General features: G+C 70.7%; 24 protein-coding genes and 1 pseudogene. 10 read left to right on the top strand and 15 right to left on the bottom strand.

Going from position 1 to position 21,357, the window contains the following annotated elements:
• Positions 1 to 783: 783 nt before the first annotated feature.
• A complete protein-coding gene (locus HS99_RS14860; protein WP_043481035.1) occupies positions 784 to 1,104 on the bottom strand; it encodes a hypothetical protein in 321 nt (106 codons plus the stop codon).
• A gap of 383 nt (positions 1,105 to 1,487) precedes the next feature.
• Between HS99_RS14860 and HS99_RS44880 the strand changes: the two genes are divergently transcribed.
• Together HS99_RS44880 and HS99_RS14850 are read left to right on the top strand one after the other, a co-directional pair.
• Entirely contained in the window at positions 1,488 to 1,655 is a 168-nt protein-coding gene (locus HS99_RS44880; protein ID WP_157881751.1) for a hypothetical protein, read from the top strand.
• A 334-nt stretch (positions 1,656 to 1,989) separates the two neighbouring features.
• Positions 1,990 to 2,358, top strand: coding sequence for a hypothetical protein (locus tag HS99_RS14850; RefSeq protein ID WP_030555073.1), 369 nt, complete (start codon positions 1,990 to 1,992; stop codon positions 2,356 to 2,358).
• A gap of 1,078 nt (positions 2,359 to 3,436) precedes the next feature.
• On the opposite strand, the gene HS99_RS14845 is transcribed toward HS99_RS14850, so the two are convergent.
• Positions 3,437 to 4,003: a Uma2 family endonuclease gene (locus HS99_RS14845; protein WP_030555075.1), complete on the bottom strand. Its 567-nt coding sequence runs from the start codon at positions 4,001 to 4,003 to the stop codon at positions 3,437 to 3,439.
• A 438-nt stretch (positions 4,004 to 4,441) separates the two neighbouring features.
• On the bottom strand, positions 4,442 to 4,717 hold the full coding sequence (locus HS99_RS46635; protein ID WP_232543234.1) for a helix-turn-helix domain-containing protein: 276 nt from the start codon (positions 4,715 to 4,717) through the stop codon (positions 4,442 to 4,444).
• A 269-nt stretch (positions 4,718 to 4,986) separates the two neighbouring features.
• Between HS99_RS46635 and HS99_RS14835 the strand changes: the two genes are divergently transcribed.
• The gene (locus HS99_RS14835) at positions 4,987 to 5,622 is read left to right on the top strand and encodes a PadR family transcriptional regulator (RefSeq protein WP_030555077.1); all 636 of its coding nucleotides are present in this window, start codon (positions 4,987 to 4,989) and stop codon (positions 5,620 to 5,622) included.
• Positions 5,619 to 7,037, top strand: a complete 1,419-nt coding sequence (locus HS99_RS14830; protein WP_078938428.1) for an FAD-dependent monooxygenase — start codon at positions 5,619 to 5,621, stop codon at positions 7,035 to 7,037. The genes HS99_RS14835 and HS99_RS14830 overlap by 4 nt, the downstream gene beginning before the upstream one ends.
• On the opposite strand, the gene HS99_RS14825 is transcribed toward HS99_RS14830, so the two are convergent.
• Complete coding sequence (locus HS99_RS14825) at positions 6,932 to 8,107, bottom strand: alpha/beta hydrolase (protein ID WP_063737853.1); 1,176 nt, start codon at positions 8,105 to 8,107, stop codon at positions 6,932 to 6,934. The genes HS99_RS14830 and HS99_RS14825 overlap by 106 nt on opposite strands.
• Positions 8,108 to 8,111: 4 nt before the next feature.
• Positions 8,112 to 9,059, bottom strand: coding sequence for a LysR family transcriptional regulator (locus HS99_RS14820; protein ID WP_030555085.1), 948 nt, complete (start codon positions 9,057 to 9,059; stop codon positions 8,112 to 8,114).
• 70 nt (positions 9,060 to 9,129) lie between these two features.
• Between HS99_RS14820 and HS99_RS14815 the strand changes: the two genes are divergently transcribed.
• On the top strand, positions 9,130 to 9,864 hold the full coding sequence (locus tag HS99_RS14815) for an SDR family oxidoreductase (protein ID WP_030555087.1): 735 nt from the start codon (positions 9,130 to 9,132) through the stop codon (positions 9,862 to 9,864).
• 265 nt (positions 9,865 to 10,129) lie between these two features.
• Positions 10,130 to 10,585, top strand: coding sequence for an alpha/beta fold hydrolase (locus HS99_RS48405; protein WP_347337775.1), 456 nt, complete (start codon positions 10,130 to 10,132; stop codon positions 10,583 to 10,585).
• A gap of 285 nt (positions 10,586 to 10,870) precedes the next feature.
• Here the strand turns inward: HS99_RS48405 and HS99_RS14805 are convergent, their stop codons facing one another.
• Positions 10,871 to 11,314, bottom strand: coding sequence for an MFS transporter (locus HS99_RS14805; protein ID WP_030555091.1), 444 nt, complete (start codon positions 11,312 to 11,314; stop codon positions 10,871 to 10,873).
• Entirely contained in the window at positions 11,311 to 11,532 is a 222-nt protein-coding gene (locus HS99_RS44065; RefSeq protein ID WP_141763727.1) for a hypothetical protein, read from the bottom strand. Before HS99_RS44065 ends, HS99_RS14805 begins: the two co-directional genes overlap by 4 nt.
• A 174-nt stretch (positions 11,533 to 11,706) precedes the next feature.
• Between HS99_RS44065 and HS99_RS14800 the strand changes: the two genes are divergently transcribed.
• Entirely contained in the window at positions 11,707 to 12,417 is a 711-nt protein-coding gene (locus HS99_RS14800; RefSeq protein WP_078938426.1) for a DUF1062 domain-containing protein, read from the top strand.
• 80 nt (positions 12,418 to 12,497) lie between these two features.
• Here HS99_RS14800 and HS99_RS14795 read toward each other — a convergent pair whose 3' ends face one another.
• The 3 genes from HS99_RS14795 to HS99_RS44875 form a co-directional block, all read right to left on the bottom strand.
• On the bottom strand, positions 12,498 to 12,944 hold the full coding sequence (locus HS99_RS14795) for a hypothetical protein (RefSeq protein WP_030555095.1): 447 nt from the start codon (positions 12,942 to 12,944) through the stop codon (positions 12,498 to 12,500).
• Between the two features lie 543 nt (positions 12,945 to 13,487).
• Entirely contained in the window at positions 13,488 to 13,616 is a 129-nt protein-coding gene (locus HS99_RS47790) for a hypothetical protein (RefSeq protein ID WP_267885567.1), read from the bottom strand.
• Between the two features lie 200 nt (positions 13,617 to 13,816).
• Positions 13,817 to 15,892 carry a hypothetical protein gene (locus HS99_RS44875; RefSeq protein WP_078939061.1) on the bottom strand — a complete coding sequence of 692 codons (2,076 nt, stop codon included), beginning with the start codon at positions 15,890 to 15,892 and terminating at the stop codon, positions 13,817 to 13,819.
• 350 nt (positions 15,893 to 16,242) lie between these two features.
• Between HS99_RS44875 and HS99_RS14785 the strand changes: the two genes are divergently transcribed.
• Positions 16,243 to 16,599, top strand: a complete 357-nt coding sequence (locus HS99_RS14785; RefSeq protein ID WP_141763726.1) for a hypothetical protein — start codon at positions 16,243 to 16,245, stop codon at positions 16,597 to 16,599.
• A 103-nt stretch (positions 16,600 to 16,702) separates the two neighbouring features.
• Here HS99_RS14785 and HS99_RS14780 read toward each other — a convergent pair whose 3' ends face one another.
• Positions 16,703 to 17,101, bottom strand: coding sequence for a hypothetical protein (locus HS99_RS14780; RefSeq protein ID WP_030555101.1), 399 nt, complete (start codon positions 17,099 to 17,101; stop codon positions 16,703 to 16,705).
• A 258-nt stretch (positions 17,102 to 17,359) separates the two neighbouring features.
• On the opposite strand from HS99_RS14780, the gene HS99_RS44870 reads away from it, so the two are divergent.
• Positions 17,360 to 17,530, top strand: coding sequence for a hypothetical protein (locus tag HS99_RS44870; RefSeq protein WP_157881746.1), 171 nt, complete (start codon positions 17,360 to 17,362; stop codon positions 17,528 to 17,530).
• Between the two features lie 266 nt (positions 17,531 to 17,796).
• Here the strand turns inward: HS99_RS44870 and HS99_RS14775 are convergent, their stop codons facing one another.
• The 4 genes and pseudogenes from HS99_RS14775 to HS99_RS14760 all read right to left on the bottom strand — a co-directional run.
• Positions 17,797 to 18,150, bottom strand: coding sequence for a hypothetical protein (locus HS99_RS14775; RefSeq protein WP_030555103.1), 354 nt, complete (start codon positions 18,148 to 18,150; stop codon positions 17,797 to 17,799).
• A 271-nt stretch (positions 18,151 to 18,421) separates the two neighbouring features.
• Positions 18,422 to 18,892 carry a VOC family protein gene (locus HS99_RS14770; protein ID WP_030555105.1) on the bottom strand — a complete coding sequence of 157 codons (471 nt, stop codon included), beginning with the start codon at positions 18,890 to 18,892 and terminating at the stop codon, positions 18,422 to 18,424.
• A gap of 402 nt (positions 18,893 to 19,294) precedes the next feature.
• A complete protein-coding gene (locus HS99_RS44060) occupies positions 19,295 to 19,486 on the bottom strand; it encodes a hypothetical protein (RefSeq protein WP_141763725.1) in 192 nt (63 codons plus the stop codon).
• Positions 19,487 to 19,702: 216 nt separating this feature from the next.
• Positions 19,703 to 20,143, bottom strand: a pseudogene (locus HS99_RS14760) (alpha/beta fold hydrolase); the annotation flags it as partial.
• A 114-nt stretch (positions 20,144 to 20,257) separates the two neighbouring features.
• Here HS99_RS14760 and HS99_RS14755 point away from each other — a divergent pair.
• Positions 20,258 to 21,049: a maleylpyruvate isomerase family mycothiol-dependent enzyme gene (locus HS99_RS14755; RefSeq protein WP_030555110.1), complete on the top strand. Its 792-nt coding sequence runs from the start codon at positions 20,258 to 20,260 to the stop codon at positions 21,047 to 21,049.
• The last annotated feature ends 308 nt before the right edge of the window (positions 21,050 to 21,357 follow it).

Below are 21,357 nucleotides of genomic sequence, written 5' to 3'. Positions count from 1 at the left end.
CGCTGCCCGCTCGGGGGTCCGGGCGCTCCGGGCGCGGACCGGTCCCTTCCAGTGTGGCCGGGTGGCAGCCGGGCTGCTGCCGGGGTTGGTCCCGATGGGGGCAGACAAGGGGTGGCGCCTGGGGATCCCAGCGGGTCCGCTGGCCGCAGTTCTCTGACCTCACCGTCGGGATTTCCGGTGTACGGCCTTCGCCTGTCTGATTTGGAACTCCTAACGAAATGCGGTCCTTGATCCTTCGGTGGGTTGGTTCCGCTGCAGCTATGCAGGGGCGGCGTGGTCAGTGGCGGGTGGAAGGATCGGCCCGTGACGTGTGACGTGTGCGGGCATGAGATGCGACAAGTGCCAAGAGCGGACTCGCGGGTGAGGGAGGCGTGGGTCTGCCCCTGGTGCTACGCATGGACCGAGCTGGGTGCTCATCCGGGCTTGGTCGGCCGGTCGTGGTACGAACCCGTGCACATGCGGTGGGAGCGCACCGATGCCGCAGAACCGCCCGCTGGCGTCTCCCATGCATACGGCCACTTCGGTGCAACCTTGTGCGGTATGCAGCAGGAGGGCGTGGTTCCCTCTCCCTACCCGTGGGGCCCCGATTGGGACGACGCGTGCCCAGAATGCAGGGAGGCAGCCATCGTCATCGACGGCCGCTGGCCTGTTGACGTACGCGGCGAGAAGCGCAAGCGGCTACGTCCTACGCCTCCGCCTGGTGCCGACTGGCCGCTCTTCTGAGATGCCCGGTCGGCAGAGACGAGCCGCCTCGACGAACAGCATCCGCAGATCGCCGAGGCGCTACGGGCGGAGAAGGACGCCCGCACCCGCCGGTTCCTGGAGACCGACTGCGCCGAACCGCGCGTGCCAGTCCACGGCGGCCATCGCCTGCCAGCGCACACCGATCTCGATCTCGGCCGGCGTCAGCCCGGTCGCCTCCGCCAGCTCGGTCTCGCTCAGCCCCTCCGAGTGCTGGTCGAGTGCCCGCATGATCTTGGCCGCCCACTGCTCGGGCTCCACGACCGGCCTGCCCCGGTACTGGTCGACCAACTGCCGCCCGTGCTCGCGGCCGCACGCCACCACCAGCCGCCGGCCGTCGAGCTTCGGGTCGGTGCGGTGCACCACTCACTCCATGCCTACCCCGAAACGGCCCGCTCCCCAGCTCGCACTGCTCCTGTCCCGGGAAGATCACCGGTCAGTCCTCCTCAGGCGGCGGGTCCCAGTCACAGAGCGTGCACCAGTCCCGCCCGGGCGGATCGCCTCGGAAGTGCACCGTGACGTTCCCGCAGCGCGGGCACGGATAGCCCGGCTCCAGCTCCTCCGCCGACGCGGTAAGAACGCCGACCTGGTGCCGCAGGCGCCGCTCGTCTTCCCGGGGACCCATGTCCGCGGCCGCCCGGGGCATCGCGAACCTCATGGACGCGTGGCTCGCAGCTGCGGCTGGCCGTCACAGCCGGACAGTGGTTCGGCCTCGGCGACGGGTACGGCCTCTTGTCGATCGTCAGGTGAAAGTCGAGGCGAGCGGGCGCGGCCGCGCCGCCGCCGGCACCTGCGTCGAGGTGTGGCTGCCCGACACCGACGGCCGCATCCGTACGATCGAGCCCCACGAGAACCGGCTGCCCGGCCGACCCGGCGCCGAGCAGGCCCCGCTGCGCCCGGTCGCCGTGCTCTGATCCGGCCTCATTACCTGTTTCTGAACCCCCCGACAGCAGCATCCCGGAACACGCGGCCCACCTGATGGAGACGCTGCAGCGCTCCGGCTTCCCCCAAGACAGCCCCGAGACGTGAGCCCGACAGGCCTCGCGTCGAAGATGCAAGAGCTGTCACCGACCCGGCCCAGACCAGCGGATTTGGTCTCGGAGTGGTCACGCGGGGGCCGGTGCCGTCCAGCGGCGTCCGGGGGTGTCCAGATTCTGCTCGATCAGTTGCGTCCCGTGCTGTCGGCTGCTGAGCTTCGGGTGCGCCCCGGCGCCGGCTCGGGGCGGGACCGACGAACCGGAGGACTCCATGCGATTCACCAGGACCAGGAAGCGTGCCTCGGCCGCCGCGCTCGCCGTGGTGGCGATGGGCGTGATCGGAGTGGGGAGCGCGACCTCGGCGCAGGCCGCCGAGGGCTCCTGGTATATCCGCAGCGGCGGCTGCACCGCGTTGGAGAAGGTCGAACTCCAGAGTGGCCACGACCACATGGCGATCGATCCGACCGCCGCCCCCAATGGCTGTGAGTTCGGCATCAAGAACGTGAACACCGGCGGGTGGGTGTACGGCCCGACCACCAGCCCCAGCCAGTCGCCGTGGGAGTACGACGGCCCGGGTATAACCCTGGAGGCGTGTTTGTGGGGGCCGTTCAGTGCAGAGGTGTGCGGCCCGGCCAACTGAGCCGCCAACAGCGCGCGGTGCTCGGCCAGGTAGTTGGTGGGCAGTACTCGCCACACCGCTCGATGGACCGGTCGGCCAGCGCCTGGCGCAGTGCCGACTCGGGGGCGCAGAACGGGGCGGGCTCGGGGTGTTGGTCCTGGCCGAGGTCTCGTCGCCCACGGCGGCCTGGCGCAGCCAGTGCTCAGACGCGCGCAAGCAGAGCCGGTAGCTTGGTTGCAGGTGGGGTGGGTTCTGGGCCCTGTTAGTGGCCACCACCGTGAGGAATGATCAGGGTGGTCCGGTCCACCGACCTTCCCCGCCCGGACTCCGGGTCGGGTTCCCGGTGGGGAACGTCCCGCCCGCTCCACACGCCCCCGCAGTTCCGTTTGCCGAACGGTCACAGTGACCGTTCGGCAAACGCTTCCGCGAACTTCGCGATTCGGACACTATGGTGCCCAACATCGCCAGCACTCTGGGAACTGGCTTTACACGCCGCCCGGTTCGGCCAGACCTCTGGATATTCTCATCAGCCATCCTGCCAGTGTGACGTCTCGGTTGCTCTCCGTGCTGGGAATTGTCAGGATCCGAGCGGGCGGCGCACGCAGTCAGCCCCCGCGAGCGCGGGGCCGACAACGCGACGTCCTGCCCGGCCGTCTGGAACGGGGAGCACCCCCGCGAGCGCGGGGCCGACGTCTTGCGGTCGGCTACCTGGCCCCACATCGTCGAGCTATCCCCGCGCACGCGAGGGTGGTTCCGGTTCGAGCTGCGGAAGGCCCTACAGGCGGTCGCCGGCCCCCGCGCTCGCGGGGGTTGCTCCCAGATCTTCCCGCACCTCATCAGGCCCAGGACGTCGGCCCCCGCGCACGCGGGGCCGGCGTCCTGGTCGACCCTGGAGCTGTCGGCCCTGCGCTCGCGGGGATCTCTCTCGCCTCCCGGGTTGCGCCACCCCCCCCGGCTGAGACATCGACCCACGGGAGCGGGAGGTGACCGACGTCGCCGCCGAACTCATGCTCAACCCTGCCCGCTGCCCCCATGCGGAGGCTAAGCCTTTGGTGTTCTGCCCTAAATGCAGGCTCCTCGAGCCTGCCCTCGCGGGTGCTCAGAAACCTGCTGTATCGAGTTCGAGGTTGAACGGTGACGGCAGCTGCAGTGGCGTACCGAAGGGGTGGGGGCCTTCGACCCGGGTGTAGCCGAGCTGACCCGGCTGGGAGAAGAGGGTGCAGGTGCGTTCCTGTCGGTCGACCAGGAGGTACACGGGAGCGCCGAACTGTGAGTAGCGCCGGCGCTTGGAGGTTCGGTCGGTGTCGCCGTTCGACGGCGAGGTCACCTCGACGACGAGTACGGTCTGGTCGGGTAGGAGGGCTCCTTCGGTCTTCGCGAGCTCGGCGGGTACGACAGCAAGGTCGGGCACGTAAAAGTTCTCTGTGCCGGGTAGGTCGAGGTTTCCGGAGCCAGCGCGCAGGCCGAGTTCGCGCATACGGGGCCCGATCTGTTCGCGGATCAGATCTACGGCGGTCTCGTGGGCCCAGGACGGTGACACGGGGGTAATGACTCCCTCGACGATCTCGACGCGGTCACCCGCAATATGCTGAATCGCGTACTTCAGTGCCTGCTCTGGATTGGGCACTTGGCTGTAGTCACCCGGGCTGGCATGCGCCGTGCTCACCTGCTGCTCTCCTGTCCGGATCTCAGTCCTCGGAACGGACCAGTGACAGTTGGTATGGGTCGGCTGTGGTCCGGCTGTCACGGCCGGAGTGCTGAGCCGGCCCTGGCACGCGGCGGTATGAGCGGGGTCCAGGGCACTTAGTAACGTTACTAGGTGCCACCTGGGTCACCGCCACATCGGCGGAGCGATTGGAGAAAACCCGCTAAGGAGCCCGAACTACGTCTCAGGATCGGCGGGCTGGTCCGCTCAGCGCGGCTGACCCCCGCTCGTGCGGGGGCCAGCCGGTGTACTGCGCGCTGGCCTACCGGGAGCACCTGCCCTCCCAGCGCAGACGGGGGTCAGCCGGAGCTCGTCGATCGCGGGCATGGCCTCTTCCTGGGGTCCGGCCAAGGTGCCTGCAAAACCCACATTGAGATGATCTTGTAGGCCGATCCGCCGTCAGCCGGTTCGGAGAGCCGCGAGCTCGGCTTCGGCCTGGGCGACGGCTTCGGGGTACGCCTGGCGCTTCTCGTGCTCGGCCAGCGCCCGGTAGATGCTGGCCAGGCCGGGGTTCTGGCCCTTGCGCTTGCCAGTGGGGATGATCAGGTCGGGGCGAATCTGCTCGACGGACTCGCCGGCCGCCCGGCGCCGCAGCACGGTGTGCAGCATGTCGTCGGTGATGACCGGCGGCCGGCCGCCGTGCTTGCCCTTGCGGGCGCGGCATGAGCCCTTCAAGGGTGGCTTCGCGGATGCTCTCGCGCTCCGTCTCGGCCGTCGCGGCGAAGAACCCGAAGAGAATCCGGCCGGGGCCGGACGGGTCGTAGATGCCACGCAGGGCCGGCCAGCATCTCCAGGACCAGGCCGTGGGCGGTCAGATGGTCAGCCAGCGCGGCGTTTGTGGGAGATCTCCGTTCGCCGTCGATCTGCTCGTGAATCCACAGGTGCTTGCCTCCAGTAGCCGGTACCGTATAGTCGGTTCCTACTATTAGGGGTCGGTGATGTGGATGGCGCAGCGGAAGATCTCCAACACACTGGCGCTGGCCGTGCTGGGCCTGCTCCGAGAACAGCCGATGCACCCGTACGAGATGGCGGCCACCCTGCGGGAGCGGCACAAGGACAGCAGCTTCAAGGTCAACTCCGGGTCCCTGTACGACACGGTCGAGGCGTTGGTTCGGCATGGCTGGATCGAGCCGGTGGAGACGGCGCGCGATGGCAGGCGGCCGGAACGAACCGTGTACGCGACAACCGAGCTGGGCCAAGGCGAATTCGTGCGCTGGATCGACGAGCTCCTGCGCATGCCCGTCGCGGAATACCCGAAGTTCAGGGCCGCGGTGTCCTACCTCGGCGCTCTCGGTCCGGACAGGGCGGCGGAGGCACTGGTCGAACGGGCGGGGCATCTGGCCCAACGGATCGAGGAGACGAACACGGTGCTGGCCGACACGGTCGGCTCAGGCAAGGTCCCCCGCTTGTTCATGATCGAAACCGAGTGCGCGCTGCACGCCTGGGAGGCCGAATTGGCCTGGACGCGGCGGACCATCGCCGAGATCCGCGACGGCAGCCTCTTCTGGCCCAAGGTCGAGCAGACCGAACAGGGATGGACCTGGTCCGCCCCCACGTCCCCGGAAGGAACTACCCGATGACCGAGGTGCTGATCGTCGGAGCCGGCCCGGCCGGACTGTTACTCGCGAGCGAACTCCGACTCGCCGGCGTCGACACGGTCGTCGTCGAACGCCACGCGCAGCGGCCGGACTACTGCCGGGGCTTCAACCTCAACGCCCGCGCCCTGGACCTGCTGGCGCGGCGCGGCCTCGCCGAGAGGCTCGTCGGCGAGGGCTGGCAAGTGCCGCACGCCGCGTTCTCCGGCCTGCCGGTGACACTCACCCTCGCCGGCACGCACACCGACCACCCGTACTCGCTGGGCATCCCGCAGACCCGGGTCGAGGAGATACTCGAGGCGCACGCCCTCGACCTGGGAGCCGACATCCGGCGCGGACACGAACTGCGCGCCCTGGAACAGGATTCCGAATCCGTCACCGCCACCGTCACCACCGGCGGCCGCGAGTACCGCGTCCGGGCCGCGTACGTGGTCGGCTGCGACGGCGGCCGCAGCACCGTCCGCAAACAGGCCGGCATCGACTTCCCCGGTACCGCGGCGACCCGCTTCTCCCTGCTCGGCGACGTCGAGCTCGCCGACCCCGAGGCATTGCCGTTCGGCGCGACCCCCGGCCCCGGCGGGACCGTGGTCGCCATCCCCCGCCCCGGCTACGTAAGGATCATCACCTCCGACCGGCAACCGCCTGCGGACAAAGACACCCCGGTCACCCTGGACCTGCTCCAAACCGCCGTGGACGAGGCGCTCGGCCGCCACGTCGAGTTGCGTGCCGCACGCTGGCTGACTCGGTTCGGCAACGCAGCCCGGCAGGCGTCCGAGTACGTCCGAGGCAGGGTCATCCTGGCCGGAGACGCCGCACACATCCACCCGCCGGCCGGGGCGATCGGCGTCAACGTCGCCCTGGACGACGCGTTCAACCTCGGCTGGAAACTCGCCGCCACCGTGCGCGGCACCGCCCCGACACACCTGCTCGCCAGCTACCACGCCGAACGCCACACCGCCGGTGCGCACGTGCTGACCAACACACGAGCCCAGGTGCTGCTCGGCGACGCCGACGACCGGCTCGCTCCGATCACCGACCTCCTCACCCGGCTCGCCCGCCACCCTGCGGGCAACCGCGCTCTCACCGAGACCATCACCGGACTGGACACCCGCTACGAGATGCGCCCCGGCTCCGACCACCCCTGGCTGGGCCGCCTGGCGCCCGACCTCGCCCTGACCACAGGCGACGGCCGTACGCCGCCGGGGGCTTGTGAGAGCACCTGCCGGACCGGCGCGGGGCTCAGTCCTGTGCCCGGGGGCTCTCCTCGCCAGCGCATCCGGGGCAGCGTCCGCGTTCAGGGTTGCTGTTGGAAGACCACCTCCGGGTCGACCGGCGAGGGACCGTCGAGCAGCGGCTGCGGGATGCCCTTCAGGTGCTCGTCGAAGAAGGCCGCGACGTAGTCGCGGGTAAGCCGCTCGGCGCGCACCGCCGGGATCGAGCCGTCCACACCGGTGATGCCCGCCTCGTCGGCGAGTACGGGGACGTCGGTGAAGCTGACGTGGTTGGAGCCGGTGATGGTCAGCCAGCGCTTCCGACCGTCGAGACTGGGCCAGTTCGCGGCCCAGCTCGACTCGTCGCCGCCCACCGCATGGTTCTCCGGGTTGCCGAGCAGAAGCACCGGGCGGCCACCGAGCCCGCCGGACGGCACCGGGACGAAGAGCCTGCCGTCCAGGTCGGCGCCGGCCCGCACCCGCTGGTCGGCCGTCATGGTCGGGACGACGGCGGCACCGCCGAGCGAGTGCCCGGCCATGCCGATCCGCTTGCGGTCGATCAACTGCGCTTTCTGCCAGGCAGGATGGTGGCCGGTCAGCTGGTCCAGCACGAAGGAGACGTCCTCGGCCCGGCTCCGCTCCATCTGGTCGGGCGCCGGACCTGTGTCCCCGCAGGTGGTGCAGCCGAGCGTCCGCCCGTCGGGGAAGGTAGTTCCGGAGTCCTCGTAGGTGTGGTTGACGAGTGCGACGACGTAGCCGCGGCTGGCCAGGTCCACGGCGAGGCCGGTGAGTGTCTGGCGCGGCAGTTCGAGACCGGGTGAGAGCACCACCATCGGGTACTTGCCGTGTTCCGGGCGGGCGCCGGCGTACGCGTAGGTGCGGGTGTCGACGAGCGTCTGGGCCGGGAACGCGCCGCCGAGGCCCTCCGATGCCAGGAAGTCCGTCGCCTCCTGGGTGGTCATGAAGGGCGCGGGCCGGCCGGTGCCGGACCATGCGGGGTAGTACATCGACACCATCAGCTGCCGTGGTCCGGCGCTTGGCACCCACGGATCAGGGCGGTCCTGGTCGACCAGGTCCTGGCACAGCTGGTCGGAGGCGCCGCTGGCAGTGGTCTGCAGCAGTTGGTAGTCGGCGCCGTTGGCGTGCTCCCAGTGCATGGCCGCGCGCCACAGCCGGCGGCCGGGCCTGAGGCCGCGGTACTCGGGCAGGACGCCGAAGTACTGCGGCAGCTGCCGGGCCTGGCCGATCGGGTCGGGCATGGTGTCAGTAGGCCAGTGCGGTCATGTGGTCGGGGTGGTGGGCGGCGACGTCGTGGGCGGCTTGGACGAAGGCAGCGACGGCTGCGGATCGCGAGGTCTCCGGCCAGGCGACCATGACCGCGCTGGGGCTGAGGCCGGTAACCGGCCGGTGTGCGATGTCCGGGCGCTGGTGCCGCTTGGTGGTGGAGAGTGACAGGAATGCCACCGCCTGGCCCAGCGCGACCACCTCCAGGAGTTGCTCGACGCTGTCCACGAGCGGCCCTTCAGGAGTGTCGGCCTGCGCCGAGCCGATGTGGCCATCGCCCGCTTCCGCTCCGTCGCATCCTGTGTAGTAGGCGGTGTTGGAGGGGGCGGCTCCTTTCCAGCGCGGGATCGGTTCGCCCTCGAGGTCGGCCAGCCGCAGTCGCCGACGTCCGGCCAGGGGATGCCCGGCGGGGAGAACGGCCAGTCGCGGCTCGACCACGAGCGTCTGGGAATCCAGCCCTTGACCGTCGAACGGGCTGCGCAGCAGTGCCACATCGGCACGGCCGTCCCGCAGCATGGCGATCGGCTCTCCGCTGCCGGCGACGACGACTTCGGGCGGCGGCAGATGCGAACCCGTTCCCCGGTAGGCGGCGAGGACCTCCCGCAGCAGCCCGGCATCGCCTTCCGGCTTGACCGCCACGACGAGCTTGGGTGCCGGCTGACCGGCCCGGCGTGCACGCCGGGCCGCCGCGTGCACCGCGTCGACCGCGATCCGGGCCTGGTCGAGCAGCACCTGACCGGCCGTGGTCAGCCTCACCTGCCGGGTGGTGCGCTCCAGCAGGCGTACGCCGACCCGGGACTCCATCTGAGCGATCGCCTTCGACAGTGGGGGCTGCGCCATCCCCAGGCGTTGCGCGGCCCGGCTGAAGTTCAGTTCCTCGGCGACCGCGATGAAGTACTTCAGCTCCCGCACCTCTAGCTCACTCATATCCGTGGACTATAGATCCAGAGTCTTCTGGTCTTTCCCTGACGCCCGTGGGTGAGGGGAGGCTGGGGCCATGACGACTTCGCAGAAGACTGCTCTGATCACCGGCGCTAACAAGGGCATCGGCATGGAAACGGCGCGCAGGCTCGCAGCCCTCGGCACTACCGTGCTGATCGGCGCCCGCAGCGCCGAGCGTGGCGAGGCTGCGGCCGAGGAGCTTCGGGGCGAGGGCGCCGACGTACGGTTCGTTCTGTTGGACGTCACCGACGAGATCTCGGTCCGAACCGCCGCCCAGCACATTGACGCCACGTTCGGCCGCCTCGACATCCTCGTCAACAACGCCGGGATCGCCGCCGGACCGCAAGCACCGAGTGAAGTCTCCGCTGCCACCGTCCGGCAGGTCTACGAGACCAATGTGTTCGGTGTCATTGCGGTGACCCACGCAATGCTTCCCTTGCTCCGCCGTTCCGCCGCCGCACGCATCGTCAACATGTCCAGCGAACTCGGCTCCCTCGCCCACATGGCCGACCCGGGCAGCCCGTGGTCCGCCTACACCTCGATCCTCCTCCCTTACTGCAGCTCGAAGAGCGCGCTGAACGCGATCACCGTGCTCTACGCCAACGAACTGCGCGGTGAAGGGATCCTGGTCAACGCGGTGAGTCCCGGTTACTGCGCGACCGACCTCAACCGCCACAGCGGGATACGCACGGCGGAGGAGGGCGCGGCCGTCGCGGTCGACCTGGCGACCGTGGGCGAGGACGGCCCGACGGGTGCCTTCCTGACCGAGGACGGGCCGATTCCCTGGTGAGACCATGCCGCGCCGACTCCGCCCGAAGCCTGCCGGGTGTTTTCAACCTCCACAGTGACGATCACTGGCCTCGTGCGCGGCCTCCCCACGGGCCGCCGCAGGTGGGCCGCCGTGCGGCCGGGTGTTTCACGCGCGACCGCCTATGAAACAGCGGCCAAGCCCACACCGTGATCAATCTCAGCGCCAACCACGGTTCCATTGACCGAGCCGCCATCGGCGCCAACGGACCGACCGGCACCTTCACCGACGACGAGAACCCAGCGCCCTGGTAAGCCGTCAGGCGGCTGGGCGCGGGCCTCACCCGGCGCGACAGGAAGACCCGCGGGCGACCATCACCTCCCGCGCCGGCTCCTCAGCCACCCCAGTCACACCAGTAGCGATCTACGGCACCGTACTAAGGAGTCCAACCCATGTCCGAAACCCTCCAGCCGACCAGTTCTGCGCCGACCTTCCCGCCGAGCTGGCCCTGGCCATGAGCCTCGCCCAACGGCCGATCGCGGCGGCGGCGTTCGCTGAGGAGGCCACCGGGGCCGGTTGGAAGACCGTCCCGTCCTGGTACCAGATCGCCCGGCACGACAACGCCCTCTCCCCTCAGGCACAGCGCTTCATGGCCGAGCGGATGGGCGCGACCACCGAGGAGGTCGACGGCTCCCATGTGGCCTTCATCGCCCAGCCGCGCCGCACGGCGGGCCTCATCAAGGCGGCGCTGAGCAAGCTCTGAACTGCGCGAGCGGCTGGTCGCCCAGCGCGCCCATCTCACCGCCGCCGACCGCGAGGAGGTGCGACCGTGATCCCGGGGCTGCACCGGGTCAAGGGCGGCACGGGCCGGGGATCACCGTGAGCTGCCTTCGCTCTGGGCCGGGATCGCGGTGCGGCCGGCCTCGCGCAGCTCCCGCAGGGGTCCAGCAAAGATGAGCCCAAAGGGCCAGTGGGATGATCTTGAACAAGTGAGTCTTGGTCTTCGGCCCTCACGCTCTGTCTGCGGCCGGTCTCAACACCGCCGTTGTCATGGACGCGCCCGCATCCCGCCGCAGAAGGCCTCCCGGACCGCCGCCAGCACCGGACCGCGCACGGCCTCCGGCAGCTGGGCAAGCACGCCCTCGGTGCCGCCGGGCGGGTCGCGCACCGCGCCGCGGGCCGTGGCGGGCAGGTCGGCCGGCAGCTGCCCGCCGATCCGCGAGCGGTAGAGCGCGGTGCCCACGCTGCCCAGCACCGCCATCCCGAGCGCCCCGCCCAGCTCGGTGCCGGACTCCAGCAGGGCCGAGGGGGTGCCGGCCCGCTCGGTCGGCGCGGCGGCCATCACCACCTCGCTGACCTGCGACATCAGCCCGACCCCGCCGCTGGCGTAGAGGCTGGCGGCGACCAGCACCACCGAGAGCTGGGAGTGCGCGCCGACCACCGTCAGCAGCGCGAACCCGGCCACCATCACCGCGAAGCCGCCCGCGATCACCAGCGCCCTGCCGACCCGCCGACCCAGCGGGAGGCCGGCGGAGCCACCCCGCCGACCGCCACGCTCGGCAGCACGCTCCACAGCGCGGCCGTCAGCGGGATCATGCCGCGCACCAGTTGCAGGTACTGGGTGAGGAAGATCGCCATGCCGACCACCGGCGAAGAGGACGGGGAAATTCGGTTGCCGCGGGCCACCGTCTCGATCATGATCGCCCGCATGGACTTTTGATGACTGCCACGTAGTACGTACCTGTCGCGCGATCGACCTCGGAGCCTGAAGACCCGGCCCCGGGGTGATGGGTCGCGCCCCTCGTGAGCATCCGTCAGAGAGCGGGAGCCGCCGCGTGAGTTCGGCATGCCCTCCCTGCTGAGTCCTGAAAGCGTCCAACACACATGAATACCGACCGCAAGGCCCTGTGGGCCGTGCGTCAGTCCGCCCTGCCCACCGTCGTCCGGTCCTGCCCGGACTGTCCCGGCATGCGGCACCGCGCCTCGGGCAAGATCCGCGCCAACGCGAACGGCAAGCTGCTCGACGTCTGGCTGCTGCTGAGCTGCGCGACGTGCGACCGGACCTCAAAGGTGCCCGTCCACGAACGCGTCCACGTCTCGACGCTGGAGCCGGCCCGACTGGTGGCGTACGAGAACAACGACCCGTCAGCGGTACGGGAGTTGGTGATGAGCGCGTCACTCGCGGCGAAGAACCGGTACCGGCTCGACTGGACCGGGACGTGGGAGCTGGAGACCCGCACGCCGCTGTACGCGCTCGACGACCCGAACCCGCTCTCGGTGCAGGTGCGCTTCGAGCTGCCCGCGCCGGTCCGGGTGGAGCGGCTGCTCCAGCTCGGCCTCGCCCTGAGCCGGGCCGAGGTGCGCCGTCTGGTCGCGGACGAGCGGATCCGCCTGCCGTTCGCTCCGGACGCCAAGGCGCACCAGGACTTCGAACTCACCGTCCACGGACCCGGTTTCGTCGATGCGGCCAAGCACGCGAAGTCCCTCGATGCGCCCGGTCCCGAACACCCCGGCCTGACTCGGATCGGGCTCCGCCCGCACCCGGCCCGGAGCTCCCACACCGGGCCACGGCGCACGCGTAGAAGTCTGATGTAGATCTTGCTGATGGAGAGGCTGTCCCGCTTGGGGACAGCCTCTCCCGGGGCTATGCGGTCGCGTCGCCGGCAGGAACGGCCTTAAGCCGCAGGAGAGCCGGCCACCGCCCCACGCGCGAAGCGGGCGCGGCCGTCGGGCGGCAGGACCACGAGGTACTGCCGGTCCGTGTCCTCGACGCGGGCCAGTGTGATGGAGTTTTTGGCCGCCGCGAGCGCCTCGGCGGCCGGGCCGGCCTCCTCCGTCATCCGGTCGATCCGTGAGTGGAAGCGGGTGAGGTCCTTTGCCGGACCGGTGATCCAGATCGCGATCCGCGCGCCCCGGCGCAGCGCGGCCAGCAGGTCCGTGCGCAGCGGCCCGTCGTCGGCTTCCTGGAGGAGCAGGTCGTGCAGGCGTTCCTGCCCGCACGGCCGGGACGGCGCCCCTTCGGCCAGCGCTCGACACTTGCGGCACGAGGCCAGAGCCCGCGGCTGGAAGCCCGCCGTACCCCCGGCTCTGCCGTCACCGCCCCCGCCGTATGCCCCGGCCACGCCACCGCGCCCCCGCCCGGCCAGGGCAGGACCGCCACCGGCTGCTCCTGGTGCTTCTCGTGGCAGGGCCCGCAGCCGCTGCCCGGGCGGCGGGGCCACCCTGCTCTCCCTCCGGGCCCTACCCCCAGCTGCTCGCCTGCTTCGGCACGTTCCCGCAGCCGGCGCAGGCCAAGGTCCGCATCGCTCGCGGTGGACCTGGCGGGCCTTCGTCTCCCGGGCCTTCTGGCGCTCGTCGTACGCCTCGCGGGTGTCCGGGCTCTCCAGCGCGTCCAGCAGGCGTTAGCGGGCTTGGTCGACCGACACCGGCGGGATCTTCGGCCCAGGACAACTCCTACCGAAGCAACGCCCGCCGGATCTCTGACTCAGCTCACTGGCCGGACACGGGTGTCAACTGCTCATCCGCCCACTCGGCGAAGGTGGTGAGCGGGATGCCCAACTCCCGGGCGAACTCGGGCCGGGCGGGCTGGCAATCGCCCACCGCACCATCCGCCACCACGTCTCGACGAGGCCACACCGGACCGCCCCCAACGGCCCGTTCGAAACTCAGGGGCCGACCCGGTCGAAGCGCAGCGACGTGTGGCCGGCGTTGTCGTCGTGGATCTGGGCGACGAGCGCTGTTCCGACCGCGTCGGATCGGGTGCCCTGCAGCCGGATCGTGGTCGGCTTGTTCACCCGGATCAGCTCGCTGATCGGTGCGGTCGCGTTGCCGCCGGCCTGGGCGTTGCCGGGGTTCAGGTCGATGACCTGGTAGACGAGCCGCTCGCTCTCCGCAACGGCGGGGCCCCGGACGCGCGCCGACCAGCCGGCACGAAGTGCCTGCTCCGCCGGGAGATCGTTGTCCTCACGGTTCAGGACAAGTGACTTCGGTTCAGTCAGGACAGACGGGCCAGGATGGTTCGGCAGGTGCGCTGCAGTTCCTCGTCGTTGGCGACGCGCCCGAAGCGCCCACTGCGGCGGGCCTGCGCCAGTTCCGCCCGGATGCGGGGCAGGGCGGGTGCGGCGGCCGAGCCCATCCGATCCAGGCAAGCCAGCACGTGGTTGGACGTCGCGTCGTTCTTCTCCCAGGCGGCCAGCAACGTCCGGACCACGACGTCGGCCTCGACCTCGCCGACGATGTCCCACAGGGCGGTCGCGGCGTGGACGCGGGTCCACTCGTACCCGGCGGTCAGCATCGTGCGCAGGCGCGGCAGCGCGGCAGCGGCGGACGGGCCGATCAGACCAAGGACGTCGGCCGCGTCGTGGCGCGCGTGGGTATCGAGCAGGTCGCACAACCGGGGCACGACGTCGGCCGGGTCGCGTTCGAGCGCCCAGAGCGCGGCCGTGGCGGCCGCGCGCAGGTTCACGTCCGCGGCGTCGGCCAGCGGGCGGACCGCGTCCAGGGCGGACGCGGCCTCGGTGCCGAAGGCGGCGAGTGCCTTCAGCGCGGAGGCCCCGAGGCGCAGTTGGTCATGGCGGATGGCGGCGGTGACGGCGTCGGTGAGCGCGGGAACGGCGGCCGCGTCACCCAGTTCGGCCAAGGCGGACATCAGGGCGCCTGTGCCCATGTCGGCCCACGGATTCGACATGTCGGCGTCCGCCAGGTGCCGGGACAGTCGCGGCACCAGCTCACCGGCTCCCGGGCGCAGCCGGCCGGCGACCTGCACCGCGCGCCAGGCGTCGGTGCCGCCGTCCAGTGCTGTCAGCAGGCAGGGCACGGCGCGGGGATCACCGAGGGCGGCCAGGGCCATGACGGCCTCCTGGTGCGCGCGTCGCGGAAGCGTCTTCGTAGCGGCCCAGGCGTTCGGCCCGTAGGTGGTGCGGTTGGCGGCGACGAGGGCGGCGAGCGCCTCGCGGGCGGCTTCGCCTGCGGGCCCCAGGACCCGCAGGCTCTCGGCTGCCGCGGCGGCGGTGTACGGGTCCTGGGGCGCCAAGCAGTCGGCGAGGAGCAGGACGAGGCCGGTATGCTCGCCCCGCCAGGACGTGATGAGGTCCTGGGCCATGCGGATCGCATCGTAGCGGATGGCCGGGTCCGGGCTGCTGAGTTGTTCGGTGAGCAGCGCCGTGCGCTCGGGCACCCGGGTGTCCAGGACGGTGTGGAAGGTGCGCAGCAGGGTCGTGGTGGGGGCGTGCAGCCGGCCGTGCCGGTCGAGGTCCTCGAACGCGGCGGTGACCTGTGGCGGAACGCCGTCCTGGGCGACCGCTTCTGCCTCGGTGTCGGTCTCGCCGTCGGCCCGCGTGTCGGTCTCGCCCTCGCCCTCACGCCCGTTCCGGCACGCGCAGGCTCCGGAGCCGGTTCCCGACCGGCATCCGTCCTCATCGCTCCTGCGCTCCGGTGCGGTCGCGAGCCGGCGCAGCAGGGCGATCGCGGTCGGCACGGCGTCGTCGCGGTCCTGCCCGCAGCGGGCGTGGTGAACGAGGGCGGCGAGCCGGATGTCGGGTTCCGCCGTCGGGTCGTCGGCCAGGGCGGCGAGCCAGGCCGTCGCGGTGGTACGCGCCGCGGGGAGCCGCAGTGCCAGGGTCGCCGCCGTGTGGACGACGAGCAGCCGTTCCACGGTCCCGTCCTCGGCAGGCAGCCGCTCGCGCAGCGCCCCGAGCGCCTGGTCGGCGTCCTCGACGAACAGGCCCAGGCCCTCGATGCCCGGCCGGCGCACCCACGGGTCTGGGTCCTGCGCGTAGGCGAGGAAGGCGCCGGAGCGCTCGCGCAGCATAGCCACGCTGTCCGCGGCGGCCGTCGACTCGCTGCCGTCCGGCGCGACGATGATGTCGTCGCCGCAGTCGACGGCCTCGCGCCCGATGCTGAGCAGCAGGTGGACGACCGCGCCGCGGTCAGGGGTTGCCGGGTCGTCGGCCAGGGCGAACAGGAACGGCAGGCTCGCCACGGTGCACGGGTACACGTCCCCTTGGTGGTGGGCCGCGCCGTAGTAGTCGCCGAACGCCTTCTCACGGGTCCCGGCGTCGGCCGATGCCATCGCCCGCAGCCAAACCGGCACCTCGTGGGCTGGCCCGTACGCATGGCTCATCGACGACCAGTCGACACTTTCAAGATCGTTGATCACACGGACCACAGTGCCAGCCACCACCGACAACGACACCCCGCGTCCCTCACCGCGGGAGCGGTTCCGGCCCCGGGGCGCCGCAGGCCACCCGACCCGACAGCAGCGCACCACCCCCACCACCAGGAGAACAAGGGCGCAGGAAGACATCTCAGGGTGCTAAGGCGTCAAGCTAGGGCGCCCTGACGTGCGGCGGGTTGCCAGGCGAGATCGAGTTCGCCGTCGACTGCGGCAATGCCAGGCGCCTGCGAGCCACCCCGGGCCGCGTGGCACAGGAGCCGGCCGTCCCGGTCAGCGATGCCGAGGCGCGGCGGCTGACCGGCGCGCTGCGCGAGTCGGTGGAACAGGTGCGCAGCGCCGTCCTGGTGTTGACCGAGCGGGTGCGCGCCGCGTACCGCCGCCGGGTGTGGGTCGCCTTGGGCTATCCGTCGTGGGGTGCGTACGCGGCCGGGGAACTCGAGGTCTCCCGGTCGACGGCGTACCGGCTGCTGGACCTGGCGGCGGCTGCCGAGGCGATCGAGGACGTTGCCGAGCGGGACGCCGAGGAGGTTCTGCACGTCCTGGCCGAGGAGATCGGCGCAGCAGCGCCGAGGAACTACTCGCGTGCCGCCGGTACGCGCTGACCGGCGACGCGCGAGCGACCGAGCGGTTCTGACGGTGTGCTGCCACCCGGCGGTGGCAGCACACCCAGGCCTGGCGGTCAGCGGGTGCGGTGCGGGGCGGCTGTCAGCCGAGGTAGATCGGGTCGGTGCCGAAGGTCCAGGAGCTTCCGGACCTCGCGTAGACCTGGATCGGGGTGCTGCCGTAGTCCTCGCCGGAGATGTAGTCGCACTGGCCGGGCGCGAGGACGGGGGTGATGTGCCCGGGGCTGGTGACGTTGTCGCCCGCCGTGTCCTTGATCCAGAAGTAGAAGCTGTTCGCCGAGCTCTGGTAGTTGCACAGCCGGGCGGACACCCACGGGTTGTCGTCCAGTGTGTGCCAGCCCGTGATCTCCACGCCGTGCGCGGAGTTGGAGTCGGATCCGGTTGCGGCGGACGCGCTTCCCGACGCGAGCCCCAACCCCGTGACGGTCAGTGCGGTCACCGCGGCGAGGGAGGCGACTCGGCGCCCCAGCTTGAACTGCATGTCTTCCCCTTCGATTCGGACGGGACGAACGATCCGTTGCGAGCCGACCGTGCCGCCGGTGGCGCCAACTGCCGCGCGGTGGCGGGCGGTTCGGCGTCCATCCTTGCCGTGGGACGTGTCTGCCCACCACGACGTTGACCCGTCGTTGACCGGACACTCCGGTACGGCGGGCGGGGCGGGCGGGCGGGTGGGTCCGGGGAAGGGAAGGGAGCGCGCCGGGCGGCGTGGGCGGTCGCGGGCGGGGTTCCTGCCGGGCCGGTGGGGAGGGAGAACCTGACCTCGGGCCGGGCTCGGGCCGCCGAGGCAGACCGCCAGGAGTTGCTGCGGATCGCCGAGCGAGTGCGGGCAGCCGACCTGGCCGCCTACGACCCGCGGGCCAATCCGGACACTGTGGAGCATCCACCGCTGATCCGCTTCCGGCAGACCTGACCCGGTGCCCGTCCCCGGAACACAGGCCCCACAGAATGGCCTCTCCACCTGGGCAAACACGACCCCAGTAACACAACCCCCACAGACATAAGAGGGCAAACAGCTTTCAGCGAGGCGGAACTCACCGGCAGCCGGCGTTCGCGGGGCGCCGGTCGCAGTAGGCGGCCAGCGGCCGGCGGCCGGACACGGGTGCGACTGCGAATGCGACTGCTCCACGGATCGCATCGTGTCCCTGACCTGCAGTGGGGAGTTCGACGGGGCGAGGCTCACCGGCCTTGCGGGGCGGAACTCACCGGGTGGGCCTTGGCGTCCCCTGCCGGCTTGATCTCCGAGACTTTCAGTCCGGACCACTTCCACGCGATCTTCGCCAGGCGGGTGGTGTGACAGCGGTTGTGCAGGTAGACGGTCGTGCTCCACACCCCCGGGTCGTACGACCACGCGATACAGCCGTCCACGCCCCAATGCATCATGGAGAGCAGGAGCGCGCGGTCGTCGGCGTCGACGACGACCGCGCCGCCGACGAGCAGGCCCGATCCGTCCAGGCCGCCAACGTCCAGGCCGCCGACGTCCAGGATCGGGCGGGCCGGGTCCGGGCGGCGGGCGCGACCCAGCTGCTGCACAAGGCCAGTGCCAGCCGTCGGACACGGTGGGGTTCGGGTCGGGGCGGGTGGCGGCCTTGACCCGAGCTGGCCGGGACGGTGAGGTGCGACGGGTCAGCCGGTCACGGTCATGGCGTGCCGGGTTATAGATATGACCCTCTGCATGTATGCCATTACCTTGCGACAGCCTGCTCTCTGAAATTCCGATTCGTTTCTCGGCCCGGATCGGGCTTCCATCTCCCGCGATTCCCGGACAGGCGGGACTCGCCGAGTGTGGCCGGGACCCTGGCATTCACTCCGAATCGCCAGCGCGCGTACTTGGCGGCCAGTGAGCGGGCGACCAGTCTCCCTCGGGGTCGGTAGTCTGCCCTACTTCGATCAGGTGGCCGTCGGGATCGCGGATGTAGCAGCGGATCTCGTACTCGTGCTGTTTAGGCGGTGTCAGAAACCGGGCGCCCCGGGCGCTCCACTCCGCGTACAAGGCATGGACGTCCTTGACCCGGATATTGAGGAAACTGCTGACCCGGTCGGGATCGCGTGGCGTGTCCAGGGTGACCGTCGGCTTGTCGTCGGTCGGCCCTCCGCCGACATTGATGATGATCCAGCTGTTGGCCAGGGCGACATAGGTCAGCCCTCCGGGGCCGGAGTAGGCCACCCGGCCGCCGAGTACTTCGGTGTAGAAGCGTCGAGAGCGCTCTACATCGTCCGAGACGATGAAGTGGGCCAGCACAATTCCTTCTGGCGGTGGGGGGAGCTCGGCCATCTGGTACCTCCGTACGTCGGTCTCATGGCCCGTTGACGACGAGGCCTGCGGGCGGCGGCGCCATGAGCGGGATTCAGCGGTGCTCCAGCATTCCCTCGAAGAAGCCAATAATTCACGGCATCACCCTCCTGACTGATTCGCGGGCTGTCGCCGCAAGTCACCGAACGCCGGCACTGACCGGGGCCGCTCGGCCAGGATCGCGTTGTGACCCGCCTTCAGAAGGCGGGTAACGGCTGGCGGACCTCGCACACCCGTCGTGGCTGCGGGCGGCCGGTCCCTCGCGGACGAGGAAGGTCGGTCCGGCGGCAAGGTCATACCGGGCGAGCGGTATTCGGGCACCGAGGTCCGGTCCGGTCCGGGCCGTATCGGTAAGTCATTTCGGCGGTGACGATCGGCACGCCGTCACCGCGGATCGCGGACTGCAGTTGCCGCGAGAACACGGAAGCCCTGCTCAGCAACCAGAAAGCGCTGCTCGTGCACGACGCCGTAGGCGAGGTGGGCGGTCAGATCATCACCCAGCGTCTTGGCATCGTAGGTCCAGATGGGTTTGTGGAGTCCCGCGATCGGAAGTACCACGTATCCGCTGAGCCACACGACCCCGCCGTACGGGAGCCCGTAGAGGACGCGGGGCTTACGCAGCGAGGCGCTGACAATGCGGTAGAAGGTACACAGCCTGCTACTGCTTGCCGTCCTGCCGAGGCTGGCGCGCCTCCGACGCCGGCCCACCGACAGCTGACCACCGGAGCAGGACGGTCAGCGACGTCCGTCCCCTGCGATCAGCATCGGCGCTTTGCGGTGCCCAGGATGCCCTCACCGATCGTCGGCGGTGATGAAGTCGGTCAGAGCGGCAGCGACGGCTTCGGGCTGTTCATCGGGGATGAAGTGACCGGCGTCCGGCACGACGACTCCGGTGGTGTTCTCGGTCCACGGCCTGATGGAGGGCGCCATGTCCGGAACGGAGCCGTGACTGCTGGAGATCCCGAGGACGGGCACCGTCAGGCGCCGCCGCTCGAGCGCCTGGTGGTTCTTGCGCGCCGACTCGGCGGCGTCCCGGTAGTAGGCGAGACTCGCGCGCAGGCCGCCGTCGGCGGCGACGGCCGCCGCGTAGTAATCGAGCTCGGCGTTGTCGAACGTGCCGGGATCAAGGGCCTTGACCTTGAGGAACCAGCTCACGTACTCCCGCTCACGGCCTGCGAGCAGCGTCTCAGGAAGTTCGGGCACCAGGTGGAACGCGAAATGCCACGTCTTCCATCTGGCCACCTTCGACGACAAGCTCACCAGCCTCAGAGGCCGGCAGGCGGCGGATGCGGGTGGCGGCCGGGAAATTCGCTTTCGGCCGCCGGAGTGCGGTGATAGACAGCCGTAGTGCAGAAGAATCTTGAACTCCCTGACCTGCTGCGACTGATCGACGAGCGGGCGACGGCCTTCCGGGCCGCGATCGCCGCCGCGCCCAGCCTGGACGTGCAGGTGCCGACCTGTCCTGAGTGGACGCTGTTCGACCTGGCGCGGCACCTGGGCTCGGGCCGCCCGTTCTGGGCCGCCGTCGTCGAGGCCGGTCCGGCCGACGCCCCGCCGGCCGAGGCCGTGGCGGCGCGCGCCGAGGCGCAGGCGCCCCGGGAGCGCGAGGCGTTGGTGGCCTGGCTGGCCGCGTCGACGCAGGAGCTGCTGGACACCCTGCGGGAGGTCGGCCCGGACGCCGAGTGCTGGACGTGGTGGGGCGCCTCGCAGTCGCCGCGGACCAGCGGTGCCGTCGCCCGGCACCAGCTTCAGGAGATCGCGGTGCACGCCTATGACGCCCAGCTCACCGTGGGCGCCGCGCAGCCGCTGCCGGCGCAGGTGGCGCTGGACGGCGTCGAGGACTTCCTGTTCACCTGCTGCGCGTGGTCGGGCGTCTGGCCGCACGAGCCGGCCGTCGTCGACTACCACGCCACCGAGGGCCGCTCCTGGCGCTTCACGGTCGAGGCGGACGGCGCCCGCGCCGTCCGCCTTCCGGCGGCCGGCGAGGGCGAGGCCCAGGCCCCGGCCGACGCCTCCGCCCGGGGCACGGCCGGTGAGCTGGTCCTGTGGTTCTACGGACGCACCCCGCTGGACTCGGTGAAGATCGACGGCGACCGGGTCATCTTCGAGCGGCTCTTCGCCTGGGACCCGAACGCTTAAGGCGTAGTCGACGACGCGGCGCCCGGTCGCGTCGTCGACTCATGCAGTGGCCGGCGTCCGGCCTCCTGCGGTCGGCAGAACGCGTACCGGCCGAGGAGGTTGTTATCTGGACAGCGCCCAAGTGGTGGCCGCACCGGTGCGGTGGCGACAGAGGATGCTGACTCTACGTAATGAGCGGCTGGCCTCAGCCTTGAATACGCGACACCTCAACACGCGGGCCTACCAGTCCCGAGGCCGGACATGCCATCCGGCAGCGCTCCAACAGCGGGCGGACAGGGCTGTCGGTGGTTTGGGAAGCGGCGCGTGGA

The organism is Kitasatospora aureofaciens (assembly GCF_001188955.3).
In the GTDB taxonomy this organism is placed as follows: Bacteria; Actinomycetota; Actinomycetes; order Streptomycetales; family Streptomycetaceae; genus Kitasatospora; species Kitasatospora aureofaciens.
This window is presented reverse-complemented; position numbering and strand designations above follow the sequence as displayed.

Bases quoted from the DNA above. Each gene is read 5' to 3' on its own strand.
- HS99_RS14820 (WP_030555085.1), bottom strand. From the start codon at position 9,059: ATGAGTGAGCTAGAGGTGCGGGAGCTGAAGTACTTCATCGCGGTCGCC.
- HS99_RS44065 (WP_141763727.1), bottom strand. From the start codon at position 11,532: ATGCGGGCGATCATGATCGAGACGGTGGCCCGCGGCAACCGAATTTCC.
- HS99_RS14770 (WP_030555105.1), bottom strand. From the start codon at position 18,892: ATGGCCGAGCTCCCCCCACCGCCAGAAGGAATTGTGCTGGCCCACTTC.
- HS99_RS14800 (WP_078938426.1), top strand. From the start codon at position 11,707: ATGAATACCGACCGCAAGGCCCTGTGGGCCGTGCGTCAGTCCGCCCTG.
- HS99_RS14825 (WP_063737853.1), bottom strand. From the start codon at position 8,107: ATGCCCGACCCGATCGGCCAGGCCCGGCAGCTGCCGCAGTACTTCGGC.
- HS99_RS14830 (WP_078938428.1), top strand. From the start codon at position 5,619: ATGACCGAGGTGCTGATCGTCGGAGCCGGCCCGGCCGGACTGTTACTC.
- HS99_RS14815 (WP_030555087.1), top strand. From the start codon at position 9,130: ATGACGACTTCGCAGAAGACTGCTCTGATCACCGGCGCTAACAAGGGC.
- HS99_RS14850 (WP_030555073.1), top strand. From the start codon at position 1,990: ATGCGATTCACCAGGACCAGGAAGCGTGCCTCGGCCGCCGCGCTCGCC.
- HS99_RS14835 (WP_030555077.1), top strand. From the start codon at position 4,987: ATGGCGCAGCGGAAGATCTCCAACACACTGGCGCTGGCCGTGCTGGGC.
- HS99_RS14780 (WP_030555101.1), bottom strand. From the start codon at position 17,101: ATGCAGTTCAAGCTGGGGCGCCGAGTCGCCTCCCTCGCCGCGGTGACC.
- HS99_RS44875 (WP_078939061.1), bottom strand. From the start codon at position 15,892: ATGGCATCGGCCGACGCCGGGACCCGTGAGAAGGCGTTCGGCGACTAC.